The organism is Maledivibacter sp. (assembly GCA_025210375.1).
Taxonomy (GTDB): domain Bacteria; phylum Bacillota; class Clostridia; order Peptostreptococcales; family Caminicellaceae; genus JAOASB01.
In genome coordinates this window covers 178927-193407 of record JAOASB010000052.1, presented here as the reverse complement: position 1 = coordinate 193407, position 14481 = coordinate 178927, and the positions used below count along the sequence as shown (strand labels likewise).

Here is a 14481-nt window from a genome sequence, read left to right as displayed (position 1 = left end):
TCCTCCATTCATATGTTCATATCTAAATTCTTCCCTATATACTCTATAGCTATAGAAGGTTTTTGTCTGAGATATATTTTCACTTGCCCTTTATTAAAGTTTAAATTGACTTCCTGAGGCTCATTGTCAATTTCCACTTCCCCTTCTTCTAAATTAATGTTAACTATACCTTCTCGTAAATCTATCTCCGGCCTGCTTTTAGGTATAAAATCTATATTCACTTCTCTTTTATACTGTTTAAAGGCATTATACTGAGCTTGTCTCGATATGACATTACTTCCAGTTTCAATGCTAGCCAATTCATTTCCTTGACTAGCTATTTTACCTATTCCATTTAAAGCTGCTTGTCTACCCCTACTTGCATTATTCTTAATGAAATCAAAGATATCCTGAAGTCCCATTTCAGCCAAGGGCTTAGTTTGATCTATTTCTACCTTAGGATGGGTTATATTTATATCTATCTCTGGATTTTCAGTTTGTATATTAAAGTTTGACTTTCCATAATCAATATTCATTTTCCCTTGAATAGCATTTATACCAATAGCCCCATTAGTCGTGGTTATCATTAAATCCATAAGTTACCTCCATATAAATTTAGATTTTATTAGGTATATAGGGTTTTCATAGTATAGATCAACTTATACACGGACAAATATGCCATAATTCTGAGCATTTTGGACTTGTATAAGTTAATGTCTATACTAAAATCCCTATAACTATCTAATAAAATCTAAAAGAGTAGGTTGAATAACTTGGGCTCCAGCAGATAGTGATGCTCTATATACACTTTCTTCCATTTTCAGATGCATTATTGTTTCTGCCATGTCCACGTCTTCATTCTCACTAAGCAATTCGGTAAAGTTTATCGCGTCCTTTTCTAACCTTTTTTCAACTAATTGTAGTCTATTTGTTTTAGCACCTATCTCCCCTCTAACCTTTAATGTGTTGTCTAGATGCGCTTCTATTTTAGCTACGGAATCTTTAACATCACCCCTAGGCTCTGCCTCCAATCGTGTAATTAAATCATCAAAATCTTTAACAACTTCGCTTTTAGTACCGGAGCCATCCTTTCCAAACAATTCAGTACCAAATACACCCACTTCTATTTGTTCCCCTACAGCAATTTGATAACTAATATTTTGGTTTCCAGTAACATCTATATTATATGTACCATCGCCTTTAGGATCATCAAAGAGCTTTTTATCCGTCTGGAAACCTGAAAATATGTATCTTCCAGCATATGTAGTGTTCCCAATCTGCATTATCTGTTCTTTTAGCTGTTTTATCTCAGAAACTACCTTTTCTCTATCATCCTTACCCATGGTTCCTGTTGCAGCCTGAACTGTAAGCTCCTTGGCCCTATGTAAAACATCCTGTAAATTATCTACGGCTGATTCAGTAATATCCAACCAAGACAAAGCATCCTTAGTATTTCTTTGATGCTGCTCTATCTCCGACACATCTGCCCTGAGTTTTAATGCCTTGGATGCACTTACAGGATCATCGGAGGGCTTGTTCACCCTTTTTCCTGTGGAAAGCTGGGTGTATCTTTTATTCATATTTGAAAGATTTCTATTTAGATTATACATAGTATTACTCATAATCATATTGTTTGTAACTCGCATAAAGCTTTAAACCCCCTTCTTTCTTTCATCACTCAAACTCTAAAATCCTATCTTCCTACTGTTCCCATTCTATTTACTATTGTATCTATCATCTCATCCATAGCTGTTATCATTCTAGAGTTAGCGTTGAAGGAATGTTGAAATTTAATCATATTGGTCATTTCTTCATCTAGGGAGACTCCCGATACCGATTGTCTGCTATTTTCCACTTGTTTTATCAAAACTATTTGATTGTCCTTCATTCTCTCAGCCGCTTGAGCATCAACACCAAGGTTTGATATCAAAGATGTTACAAAGTCCTCCGGGCTGCCTGTTCCAAAAAGTTCTGTATCATGTCTGATATCTACCATGGCAATGGCATTTAATCCGTTTCCAGGTAAATTAGGGTCACCTTCACTTGAAGCTGCTATTTTGTTTAGCCCCTTATCACTGTCTTGGATATCTTTGGATATGGTAAGATCTTTAGCCGATATCTTATCTACTACATAGTATTTACCTCCACTTAAAAGCTTTACAGTCTTTCCTTCATAGGTCGGATCACTTTTAAGAACGTTTTCTATATTCTGGCGAATTTTCTTTTTCTTTTCTTCTCCAGTAAGTCCTGATAATCCAGAGGTAACAGAGCTAGTTACTTCTACTGCTGCTCCCTTATTTAAGCCATTATTTATCAGATGTGTTTCATACTCAGTCGAGGACATTCCATTAATAGTAAAGAAATTAATCCCCGTATTTTTATCTAAATCATATCCCGATTTATGAATCCTATTCATTTCCTCGGCAAATCCATCGGCAAACTCATTAAGCTTTTTCATGTAAAAGGGTATACCCTTATTATCTCCAGAGACATTGTCCCTTATATCCAAAAGTGCCTTTATTTTCCCAGTCCTTGGACTAAAGCTGGATCCATCATCCCATTTGATATCATGGAGATTTTCAGCATCCACACCCGGATTTAACTTAGTGGCCCTCACATTATATTCAAGCTTATTACATCTAAAATGAGATACCAATGGTTTTCCATTAACAAGAACATTAAATCTATTTTGATTATCCTCGTAGCAATCTACATTTACTAGTTCTGAAAGCTTATCTACCAGTAGATTCCTTTGGTCCCTTAGGTCATTTGCCTTGCTTCCATCAAGCTCTGATTTATGTATTGATTCATTTAGCTTTCTTATCTGCTCAGAGTATCCATTTATCTCGTCTACAGTGGTACATATTTCAAAGTCCGTATCGGTTTGAAGCTTTTCAAATTTACTTGCCATATGGTTAATATTCGTCGTAAGGGCTATAGCCCTTTGTCTAACTAAGGCTCTATTTGTAAGATTTCCTGGTTTCTTACTTAGTTCACTAATGGAACTAAAAAACTGAGATAATACCGTTTGAATTCCAGACTTGGAAGGTTCATTAAATACAGCTTGGATATTATCCAAGTTCTTGAATTTTGCATTCCATTCCCCATAGGACATGTTTTCTCCTCTGTATTTATAATCTAAGAATTCATTTCTTATCTGAATAATATTTTCTGTTTCTACTCCAGTACCAATCATTCCTTGCCCACTTGGTAAAAGCATTGGAGTTGACTGCTTTACTTCAAGTCTTTGTCTTGAATATCCTTCGGTATTGGCATTAGAAATATTATGCGAAGTTATATTTAAAGCTCTTTGACTGGCAAAAATACCTGAACGAGCTATATTAAATCCAAAAAATGTAGAACTCATTTATCATCCCACCTCTATATTTTTGCATCAAATAAATTATTCTTTATCTTGATATCTTTTTCATCTGCATTTGAACTATAAGTACTGCCCTGATTTTCTAAACTTGTTAATAGATTTTTATTAAACTCTATGTATTCAAGGGATTGCTGTATAAGCTTGTTATTTAAATCATTTTGATTCCTAACACCAATTAATATATCCTTAAATTTATCCCTTATAGCTAATATTTTCTTTTTTGATTTATCATCTAAATATTTGGAAAGCTGAGATATATTTTGAGCTTCATCAATATCTAACTCATTAACTATATTTTTTAATATAGCTTCTCTGATACTTTCAAGCTTTCCTATGCTAAGTATTATGGCTTGTTCTTTACTTGTAATATCATCTAATTCTTTCATTTTACCTTCTACTATTATTTGTTTCTTCTGTTTTGCTACTTCTAGCACCTCTTTATATATTTCATATTCCTTATCAAGGGCTAGTATTAACTGCTCTACGGATTTACTCATCTATTCAACCTCCGATTTGTCAGCTCAATTTTTAAACTTTTTGATCAAAACTTACTCTTTCAAACATCTTATCAATAGTTTCTTCAGCCGATGGATTATAGTTTCCAGAAGCTATGGCACTTTTTATATTTGATATGTTTTCTTCCCTAACATCTGGCAGCTCTTTAAATGCATTCATTGCCACCTGAAAATCCCTAGCTTTAGATGAAATTTCAATTTTATCTTTTTTTTCGTAGGTTTTATTTGTTTTCTCAGCCTTTGTCATATTACTCTTATAGGACCCCAATACCTTTTGTACATTTGTATTATTAAATATTTTCATAAAAACACCCCATCTCTACCGATATTACTATTTATATTATCGGCAGAGATGGGGTGTTTATTAATATTTTTTTATTCATTTGATATTTTTTGAATCTACCTTGGCTATAAAGAATTTGAAATATGATTATTTCCCAATCTTTAAGCTTTCTTTTAATTTAAAAATACTTTCCTCATTTTGAAACTCTTTATGTTTTATAAATTTAACATTCTCACCTAAATTAGTGACGGCAGCTTCAACTTGATTCAATCTAAAAAAGCCCTATACTTTTGATATTACTAATTGTATTGTATCAAAGTATAGGGCTATAGTCATCATATTTATCTTCTTTTCTTCGTAAATTCAGTTATATGCATTTTATTACCAGAGGAGCTTTGGTTTGTGTTCAGTTTCTCTTTTCTTTCAAAGCCAGATTTTAATCCTCTTTCCATATTTTGAGCGCATTTCTCACAATATCGCCCTGTTCTTATGGCCTTTCCACAGCTTTCACAGTCCAATAATATACCAGGATTTTCTCCAACTATTTCAAGCTTACCTTCCCTAAGATAACGTAAAATCTTTTCCTCTGAAACATCAGTTTCTTCGGATACAACTGTTATGGTTTCCTTTGGATTTTCATATAAAAAATCCTTAACTATTCTAAAATCTTCATCGTCTTTTTTTCTACATCTATAGCACAGCTTACTTATTCCGTCGTATTGAAATAGCCTACCACACTCTTTACAGTTCCTTATATTCAATTCTAAATGCCCCCTCTATACTTCATTATTAAAATATTATAACATAAATATAGGGTTTTCATAGTATAACTTAACTTATACATGGTGAAATATGCCATGATTCTATGGATTCTCCCGGTGTATAAATTAAGATTGACCCCAAACCCTATACACCTTACCTATAAATAGTCATTTCTACCGGTGGCAAAGGTAGCTACATATACGGTCTTAGCTCCATTTTCAAGCAATACACGACTACATTCATTCACCGTTGAACCAGTAGTAAAAATATCATCTACAAGTAATATGCCCTTCTTGTCTATATTTTCTTTGTTTATTACTTGAAAGGCTCTTTCTAAATTACTTCGTCTTTCTTCTCTTGATAATTTATTCTGAGTTATTGTGTTTTTTGTCCTTACAAGAATTTTTCTGTTCACTTCTTTTTCAGTCATCCTACTTAGGTACTTGCCTATTAGATATGTTTGATTAAAGCCCCGCTCCCTTTCTTTAAGGCCATGAAGTGGTACAGGTATAATCATATCAAAGCCATCCATATCCTCTATTTTAAGTCTATCATACATGATTTCAGCTATATGATATGAAATATATCTTTTTTTATGATACTTCAAATCATAAATAATTTTCTTAGCTAATTCATCATACTCCAAACACGAAATTGCTCTATTAAAAAAATGGGAGCTAGTCATACAATCATGACATATATCTAGAATATATAAATCATCTAAGGGCTTTCCACATTTTGAACATGTTTTTCCATATATGAGCTTTAATTTTTCTCTGCATCCACTGCAAATCGAATACTCCTCATCCCTATTTATTGGACTATTGCATGATATACAGTAGATATTTCTAGGATATATGAAGTTTAAAAGGGTATCAATATATTCATATAATAGCTTTATATAATTCATAACAACTCCTTAATGTATACTAAAAACTTAATAATTCTTCATCTTTAATCCTCTTAAGCCTAAATCCAAGTCCCGAATTTCTATTTGAATTTCTTTCATTCCTTATCATCATATATAAATACTTCTCCATACCCACTAAAACTACTAACTCCTTAGCACGGGTTACTCCTGTATACAATAGGTTTTTATTCAAAAGCATTGGTGGCCCCCAACAAAGAGGCATAACAACTACTGGGAATTCACTTCCCTGACTCTTATGTATTGTAATGGAATAAGCAAGCTCTATCTCGTCAAGGCCTGAAAAATCATAGTCCACATATTTTTCATCATCAAAGCAAGCCGATAGAAGCTTTGCTTCTTCATCTATGGCTGTAATATATCCTATATCTCCATTAAATACCCCTTCCCCTTTTCTAAGACCATTCTCACTCTTCCATTTTATATTGTAGTTATTTTTTATCTGCATTATCTTATCACCAACTCTAAAAACCTTATCTCCAATGGTTTTTTCCTTCTTCTCCTTAGCTTCGGGGTTAAGTATACTTTGCAGTTCCTTGTTCATATTTATTGTTCCAACCTTGCTATTTTTCATGGGGGTTAACACTTGAATATCCTTACTGGGATCATAATTATTAAACTTTGGAAGTCTTCTAATGCAAAGCTCCTTTATGGTGTGGAGTATGTCATCTTGATTTCTCTTTGGCAAAAAGAAAAAGTCTTTATCCTTTATATTAACCTGGGGCTTTAATCCTTGATTTATTCTATGGGCATTAACGACTATCATACTTTCCCTAGCCTGTCTAAATATCTCAGTTAATCTAACAACCTTTACAAGTCCGCTTCCTATTATATCGTGTAATACGTTTCCCGGCCCTACCGATGGCAGCTGATCCACATCGCCAACTAATATAAGTCTAGTACCTGGCATAATTGACTTGAGTAGATGATACATTAAAAGAATATCCACCATTGACACCTCATCAATAATTATTACATCAAAGCTCAGAGGGTCTTCTCCATTCTTCATAAAAGCCATTCCGCTACCATCATCGGAAAAGGAATATTCCAAAAGTCTGTGAATGGTCTTTGCCTCTCTACCAGTGGTTTCAGTAAGTCTCTTCGCAGCCCTTCCCGTAGGAGCCGCTAGACCTATCTTAAGGCTTTGCCCTTCAAATAATTTTATTATACTATTAACAATCGTCGTTTTCCCAGTTCCCGGCCCTCCAGTTATGACTGTAACACCATTTCTGAAGGCTTCTTCAATAGCCTTTTTTTGTTTTTCAGCAAGACAAATTTCTTCGTCGTTTTCGATTTTCTCTATTTCTTCTTTTATGTCTAAGTTGGAGTCATTAAAGCTTGTACCAGATAACCCTATAAGGTTCTTACACACTCCTGTTTCTGCATAGAAAAAGGACATAGGAAAAACAGCTGTATTATCATTAATCTTCTCCTGATGCAAATCACCATTTATTGTTAAATTAATAATTCCATCCTCAACCATAGAACTATCCACACCTAACATCTTAGAAGTCCTTTGAATAAGCTCCTCCTTAATGGCATAGGTATGACCCTCTAAATTGTATTGAGTCAAGGAATATTTTATACCACACATTATCCTATATGGAGACTTAGGATCTATTCCCATTTTTTTTGCAATGGTATCCGCCATCTTAAATCCAATACCTACTATGTCATCAGCTAGTCTATAGGGATTTTCACTTAAATACTCAACGGTTTTATCACCATATTTTCTAAATATTTTAACCGCATAGGCAGTGGACACACCAAACTGACTCAAAAAGATCATTACTTCCTTTATCTCTCTTTGTTCTTCATAGGCCTCAGCAATATCCTTAGCTTTTTTGGGACCTATACCACTGACCTCCGTTAAGCGATCAGGATTGTACTGAATAATGTCAAGGGAATCCTTACCAAACTTCTCTACAATCCTTTCTGCCATCTTAGGCCCTATACCCTTTAAAAGTCCCGATGACAAATATTTTGTGATACCTTCAATACTTGATGGTGCAATCTGTTTACTGCTTACCACCTGTAATTGCTCCCCATATATAGGATGAACAATTATATTTCCCTCAAAGGACATAGTTTCACCTACATTTATGATAGGTATGTAGCCTACTACAACTGCATCCTCTTGTCCAGTATTTATCTCAGCCACTACATAGCCATTATCTTCATTTTGAAATATAATTTCCCTCACAACACCTTTAATTTCCTTAGACATACCCTAACACCTTTTTCCTTCTACCTTTTTCTTATCTCCCTCACTTAGAAGATATGACGCTAATCATTCTATTTAATTATAACATAAATCAAAACCCATATAACCAATAGCTACATCAATAGATCAAAGGTTCTACAACAAAAATAATTACCATTTTATTCATATACAACCATATTTATATATGTTTTTTTATATTTGAAATTGGAATAATAATACTTGAAACAAGAAAAAGAAAGGGTGATTTTATGGATAGAATAGCTCTTGTATTAGTTATAATAGGCGCTCTTAACTGGTTATTAGTTGGACTTTTTGGTTATGACTTAGTAGCAGCATTATTAGGTGGTTCAGGAGCTATATCTGCTGGTCAAGCATCTGGAATCAGCAGAGTAGTTTATGCTTTAGTAGGTATAGCAGGTGCCTATGCAGTAAGCTTTCTCTTTAGAAATAGAGAAGTTAGGGACTAAAAAAGCAGCAGATGCTGCTTTTTTAGTTGCAAGTTTTGAGGTCATTCTTATAAGTCTGAAAAGATAAAGACGATCAGTGTCGTCTTTATTTGTATTCTTATTCTCCTAGTCCTTCTTTTCTAAGAATTTCAGCTCTATCTGTTTTTTCCCAAGGTAGCTCTATATCAGTTCTTCCAAAGTGCCCATATGCAGCTGTTTGTCTAAAGATAGGTCTTCTTAAGTCTAAATCTCTTATTATGGCCGCCGGTCTTAGATCAAAATGCTTTTTAACAAGCTCTACTAATTTTCCCTCAGATACTTTTCCCGTTCCAAAGGTTTCAACTAATATAGAAACTGGCTCAGCCACTCCAATAGCATAAGCAAGCTCTAACTCACATTTATCGGCAAGCCCTGCGGCAACTATGTTTTTAGCCACATATCTTGCAGCATATGCAGCTGATCTATCTACCTTTGTTGGGTCTTTTCCTGAAAAAGCTCCACCACCATGTCTTGAATATCCACCATATGTATCAACTATGATTTTTCTTCCCGTTAAACCTGCATCCCCTTGTGGTCCACCTATAACAAATCTACCAGTAGGATTTATTAAGTATCTGGTTTTTTCATCTAACAGATTCTGGGGCACTATTTTGTTTATTACATGTTCAATCATATCCTTTTCTATTTGTTCACGGCTAATTTCCGGGCCATGCTGAGTGGATATAACTATGGTATCAATTCTTACGGGTTTATCATCCTCATATTCTACTGTAACCTGGGTTTTGCCATCGGGTCTAAGATAGGATAGTGTTCCATTTTTTCTTGTCTCTGAGAGCCTTTTAGCAAGCTTATGGGCTAAAGAAATTGGTAATGGCATTAGCTCCTCGGTTTCATTACAAGCAAATCCAAACATTATCCCTTGGTCACCTGCACCTATGGCTTCTATTTCATCTCCCATATCTCCTTCTTTACTTTCTAATGCTTCATCCACTCCCATGGCTATATCTGGAGACTGCTCATCTATAGAAGTAAGTACCGCACATGTAGCACAATCAAATCCATATTTTGCTCTAGTATATCCTATTTCTTCAATAGTTTTTCTAACCACCTTAGGTATATCCACATAGCACTTAGTGGAGATTTCCCCCGCAACTAATACTAACCCCGTAGTAACAGAAGTCTCACAAGCAACACGAGCATGGGGGTCCTTATCAAATATTGCGTCTAAAATAGCATCTGAAACTTGATCACATATCTTATCTGGATGCCCCTCCGTAACAGATTCCGAAGTAAAAAGTCTTTTCAATTCTATTTCCTCCTTTATTGTACAATTCTATTGATTATTATGCCCTTAATCTATTTTTTTACATGAAATAAACATATAAAAAACCCCTTCTAAAAGAAGAGGTTATAATCTTAATTCCTCATCTTCCAGAATAAAATACTCTGTAGGACTTAGCACCGTATACCCTGTACCGGTTGCTGGACTTCATAGGGCCTATCCCTCCGTCACTCATGATAAGGTGAAGCTAATTATTAAATTCAACATAAAAATATTAACATATAAATATGTTGCAGTCAATATATTTTATAAATTTAATATTGCAAGCCGGCTTAATATAGTTAATAAAATTGCAGCTATAATATTACCTAAAAGTATTGCAAAAAATGCATGATCACTCCTTAAATTAAATATCGCTGCTGCTATGGCTCCCGTCCAAACTCCCGTCGAAGGCAGTGGAATAGCTACAAATAATACCAGTCCAAGTATGCTGTATTTCTTTATATTTCCTGCCCTTCGCTCCGTCCTATCTATTAGCCATATTTCAAATTCTCTTATCATATAAATCCTTCTTAGCTTTGTAAAAAAAGGCTTTAAAAGGAACAGTAGAAATGGGACAGGTACCATACTGCCTACTATACATAAAAAAGCTGCATGGATGGGGTTCATCCCCACTGCGATACCATAGGGAATAGCCCCCCTTAACTCTATTATCGGTAAAGTTGAAAGTAAAAAAACTCTAAGCTCCCTTGATAAGAAATCAACTAAGCCCATTATTACTCACCCACTAGTTAATATATTTATATTGATGAAATACAGAATACTACTTAGATAATATACTTTACAGTATCGTTTTATTCCCTAAAATTTATACTTTCAACATTATATTGCTATATTCTATGACTGGCGATGCAATTAAAGTATATATTTTCATCCAAAATTTGTCAATTGATTTCTTTATGCAATTATTTGCATATACACTGGGTCTAATGGTCACTTTTTGTAATACTTTTTTAATTACAATAGTATTGCCAATAAAGTATAATTAGGAGAGGAGGGATATAGCTTGAAAAAAATTATTGGATACATTAGAAAAGCCGTAGAAGATTTTGATATGATACAGGATGGAGATATAGTAGGCGTTGGAGTTTCAGGGGGAAAGGACAGTGTGGCACTTTTATATGGTCTAAGACTCTTTCAAAACTTTTCGCCGATTAAATATGAACTTAAAGCCCTATCCTTAACCCTTGGTTTTGATAACTTTGATTTATCCCCTATACAAAGCTTATGTGATGAAATAGGTGTGGAATATATAATTAAACCAACTCAAATTGCCAAAATAGTTTTTGAAGAAAGAAATGAAAAAAATCCATGTTCATTATGTGCTAGATTCAAAAGAGCTGCTCTTCACGATCTTTGTAAGGAAAACTCAGTAACAAAGCTGGCTCTAGGTCATCACAGGGATGACGGTATTGAAACCCTATTTTTAAGTATGTTCTATGAGGGAAGGATCAATACCTTTGACCCCGTAACCTATCTTAGTAGAAAGGATTTAACTATGATTAGACCTATGATCTATGCTGAAGAACGGGAGATAGCAGGTGCAGTTAAAAGACAGAATCTTCCTGTGGTCAAAAGTTCTTGCCCTGCCGATGGAAACACAAAAAGGGAATATATGAAGCAATCCCTATTAAGATTTTATAAGGATATACCTCATTCCAAAAAGGCCCTTTTGAATGCCTTGATGAATACTGAGCAGCTAAATATATGGGGAATGAATAAAAAATAATAGGATTGGAGGATAAATATGCTGAATAAGAAAAGATTTACCGCAGGACTATTGACTGCCCTGTTGGCCTTTAATACTTTCATTACATTCTCTTCTGCTGAGTTTATTGATATCTATGGAGAAGAGTCCTCTGAAAATCTATCCGGAGGAGTAGTTCACGAGAAAATATTGAGATTTACCCATAAGGGATGGCTAAATATAAATGTTCTTAGAATAGATACCGATGATAATTATACTTCTTTGGAAGTACTTACAAGTAAAAATGGTATCTCCAATAGGGACCCATTAACTAATCTTGCTTCCGAAAGTGAAAATGCCCATAAGATCGTGGGAGCCATAAATGGTGATTTCTATGATACTCGGGCCTTTGCAACTATAGGCCCTGTAGTTAAAGATGGCGAGCTTATAACATCATCAAAAAGTCACCCTGACTTTGCAACCTTCAACATTGATGATGAAAACAAGCCCTTTATAGACTATTGGCAGGAAGGTAGCATTAGACTGATAAATGGTGAAAATAGCTCTGTACTCAATATAGCCTATAAAAATAAGCCCTACATAAATACTGGAGGTATTCTTCTAGATAGCAACTGGGGGGAGCTTTCCTTTGGTAATGAAATGCACGATGATATAGTGGAAATGGTCATAGTAGATAATAGGGTTCAAGAAATACGTGATAATTTAGAGGCCATAGAGATTCCCGATAACGGTTTTATAATCGCTGCCACGGGTGAAGTTAAAGCCCATATTTTGAATAATTTTTCTCAAAATGATAGGGTTTTGCTTAATATGACAGGGAAGCCAAACTTTGAGGAGCTTTCCTTAGCCATGGGGGGAGGCTCTATAATACTTAAAGACGGAATTATCCCCGATGATTTCTCCCTTAAAATCTCTGGCAATCATCCAAGAACTGGACTCGGTATAAGTAAGGATAAGGATGAAATTATTATGGTGACAATTGATGGTAGAACTTCTTCCTATACGGGGACCACTCAAAGGGAACTTGCTGAGATCCTAATAGAACTCGGTGCCTACGATGGAATCAACCTTGATGGTGGAGGATCTACTGAAATGGTCGTAAAGCCTTTGGGTGATGAAACTGTTACAATAGTCAATAATCCATCGGGGGGCTTCGAAAGAAAAATTATGAACGGACTTGCAGTACTTAATAACAGTCCTAAATCGCAACTAAAGGATATAAAGATAGAATGTGACGATACAAACATATTTTTAGGAACATCAAGGAAATTTAGGGTAAAGGCCTACGATGGAAATTACAACCCTACCCATGTGGATTTAGACGATGTTAGATGGAGGGTAAATGGTATAGAGGGTGATTTTATGGAAGATAAGTTCATTCCTACTACTACCGGCGAAGGAACTATTGAGGTGTCCTTTAAAAATAAAACTGCTTCCATAGATATTCAGGTTCTAGAACACCCTAACAAGCTTCATATTTCTCCCTCAAAGATATTTGCAGAGGCAGAAAGGGAAGTCCCTTTATATATAGAAGCCGTAAATGACGAAGGCTTTAAGGCGAAGATAAACTCAGATGATTTAATTTGGTCTATTCCAAACAAAATCGGTGACATAGAAAACAATACTTTTATATCTTCCAAGGAAGTAAGCAACGATATAATAAAGGCCTCCTTAAACAATATTGATGCCTATATTCAAGTGTCAACAAACTACCTTAAGGTTATTTTTGATGATTTTGAAAGACTAAATGCAGGCTTTTTACCATATCCCAAGGAAGTTGTAGGCAACTTTGAGCTTTCACCTAGCCCTAAAAATGGTCAAAGCTCCGGTAAGTTAAGCTATGATTTCACTGATGTCAATGCTTCTAAGGCTGCATATATTGTTTTTAATGACGATGGTCTCCAACTCAAGGAAAAGCCCGAAAAACTAGGTCTATGGGTATATGGAAATAAGGGAAACGGTCATTGGCTCAGAGGGAAAATAACCGATGCCTCTGAAAATTCCTATAATATGACCTTTGAAAGAAACGTTGACTGGGAGGGATGGAAATTTGTTGAAGCCATCATACCCGATAGAGCAATAGCCCCAATAAAACTCGAAAGAATATACTTAGTTGAAACAGAGCCCCTTTTCATGGACTCTGGATATATTTATGTAGATGACATAACAGCATTTTACAAGCCTAGTTTTGATAAAGAAATTCCAAAGGACACAACCGTCTACATAGATAAAAGGAATATCTCTAGTGAGCTTAAAAACGAAGATTCCTTTAGATTCTTGGCCCACGGAAGCATCGGAGATATAGATACGATGCTAGATACATGGTTTGTAAATGAGCTTGCAGACATTACTGAAACTATGGATTTGAACCTTTTTACAAACCACATTGACGGCAAACTAGAGGATCAGCTGCTGGATAATTATTTAGTGGGAGCCTCTGGATATTCCCATACTCAATTCAAAAACAGCTCATTCATTAGGCTGGACAATAGTGAAAGGGGTCTTAGGGCTACGGATTACAATCAATGGATTTGGTTCCTAGATAAAGTTAAGAATCTAGAATCCGACAGTCTCTTCGTTGTTTTACCAAAGCCATTGAGCTTTATAGATAAACTTGAGGAGAAATTATTCTTCGATACCCTTGGAAAGCTAAGAAAAGAAAAAAATATGGATATATGGATATTATCCGGTGGCAACAATAAAGATTTTGAAATTGAAACCATAAAGGGTATAGGATTAGTCAAGTTGAAATCCTTCCCTACCTATGATGAGATTGACCCCGAGAAAGACCTAAAATACATGGTATTCACTGTAAATGACGGATACGTGACCTATGAGATAAAAAATATGTTTAAAAAAGATAGATAGGAAATAAACAAAGGGATTAGGGTTATGGCTCTAAAGCTATAACC

At 34.9% G+C, this 14481-nt stretch carries 13 protein-coding genes and 1 riboswitch; of the genes, 3 read left to right on the top strand and 10 right to left on the bottom strand.

The window, feature by feature from the left end; all coding sequences use genetic code 11:
* Nucleotides 1-8: 8 nt before the first annotated feature.
* From N4A68_18525 to N4A68_18490, 8 genes are all read right to left on the bottom strand, one after another.
* On the bottom strand, nt 9-575 hold the full coding sequence (locus N4A68_18525) for a DUF6470 family protein (protein ID MCT4566294.1): 567 nt from the start codon (nt 573-575) through the stop codon (nt 9-11).
* 141 nt (nt 576-716) lie between these two features.
* Nucleotides 717-1625, bottom strand: coding sequence for a flagellar hook-associated protein FlgL (gene flgL, locus N4A68_18520; GenBank protein MCT4566293.1), 909 nt, complete (start codon nt 1623-1625; stop codon nt 717-719).
* A 47-nt stretch (nt 1626-1672) separates the two neighbouring features.
* Nucleotides 1673-3346: a flagellar hook-associated protein FlgK gene (gene flgK, locus N4A68_18515; GenBank protein MCT4566292.1), complete on the bottom strand. Its 1674-nt coding sequence runs from the start codon at nt 3344-3346 to the stop codon at nt 1673-1675.
* A gap of 14 nt (nt 3347-3360) precedes the next feature.
* Complete coding sequence (locus tag N4A68_18510; GenBank protein MCT4566291.1) at nt 3361-3858, bottom strand: flagellar protein FlgN; 498 nt, start codon at nt 3856-3858, stop codon at nt 3361-3363.
* A 31-nt stretch (nt 3859-3889) separates the two neighbouring features.
* Nucleotides 3890-4180: a flagellar biosynthesis anti-sigma factor FlgM gene (flgM, locus tag N4A68_18505; GenBank protein ID MCT4566290.1), complete on the bottom strand. Its 291-nt coding sequence runs from the start codon at nt 4178-4180 to the stop codon at nt 3890-3892.
* A gap of 320 nt (nt 4181-4500) precedes the next feature.
* Nucleotides 4501-4920: a MerR family transcriptional regulator gene (locus N4A68_18500; protein ID MCT4566289.1), complete on the bottom strand. Its 420-nt coding sequence runs from the start codon at nt 4918-4920 to the stop codon at nt 4501-4503.
* Nucleotides 4921-5078: 158 nt separating this feature from the next.
* The gene (locus N4A68_18495; protein ID MCT4566288.1) at nt 5079-5831 is read right to left on the bottom strand and encodes a ComF family protein; all 753 of its coding nucleotides are present in this window, start codon (nt 5829-5831) and stop codon (nt 5079-5081) included.
* 19 nt (nt 5832-5850) lie between these two features.
* The gene (locus N4A68_18490; GenBank protein ID MCT4566287.1) at nt 5851-8076 is read right to left on the bottom strand and encodes an ATP-dependent RecD-like DNA helicase; all 2226 of its coding nucleotides are present in this window, start codon (nt 8074-8076) and stop codon (nt 5851-5853) included.
* 245 nt (nt 8077-8321) lie between these two features.
* Between N4A68_18490 and N4A68_18485 the strand changes: the two genes are divergently transcribed.
* A complete protein-coding gene (locus N4A68_18485; GenBank protein ID MCT4566286.1) occupies nt 8322-8540 on the top strand; it encodes a DUF378 domain-containing protein in 219 nt (72 codons plus the stop codon).
* Nucleotides 8541-8637: 97 nt separating this feature from the next.
* On the opposite strand, the gene metK is transcribed toward N4A68_18485, so the two are convergent.
* Together metK and N4A68_18475 are read right to left on the bottom strand one after the other, a co-directional pair.
* A complete protein-coding gene (metK, locus tag N4A68_18480) occupies nt 8638-9825 on the bottom strand; it encodes a methionine adenosyltransferase (GenBank protein ID MCT4566285.1) in 1188 nt (395 codons plus the stop codon).
* 115 nt (nt 9826-9940) lie between these two features.
* A riboswitch (SAM riboswitch) is annotated at nt 9941-10044 on the bottom strand.
* A 63-nt stretch (nt 10045-10107) separates the two neighbouring features.
* A complete protein-coding gene (locus N4A68_18475; GenBank protein ID MCT4566284.1) occupies nt 10108-10575 on the bottom strand; it encodes a small multi-drug export protein in 468 nt (155 codons plus the stop codon).
* A 292-nt stretch (nt 10576-10867) separates the two neighbouring features.
* Here N4A68_18475 and N4A68_18470 point away from each other — a divergent pair, with 292 nt between their 5' ends.
* Both N4A68_18470 and N4A68_18465 read left to right on the top strand, forming a co-directional pair.
* The gene (locus N4A68_18470) at nt 10868-11590 is read left to right on the top strand and encodes a tRNA 2-thiocytidine(32) synthetase TtcA (GenBank protein MCT4566283.1); all 723 of its coding nucleotides are present in this window, start codon (nt 10868-10870) and stop codon (nt 11588-11590) included.
* Between the two features lie 18 nt (nt 11591-11608).
* Entirely contained in the window at nt 11609-14437 is a 2829-nt protein-coding gene (locus N4A68_18465; protein ID MCT4566282.1) for a phosphodiester glycosidase family protein, read from the top strand.
* Nucleotides 14438-14481: the final 44 nt, after the last annotated feature.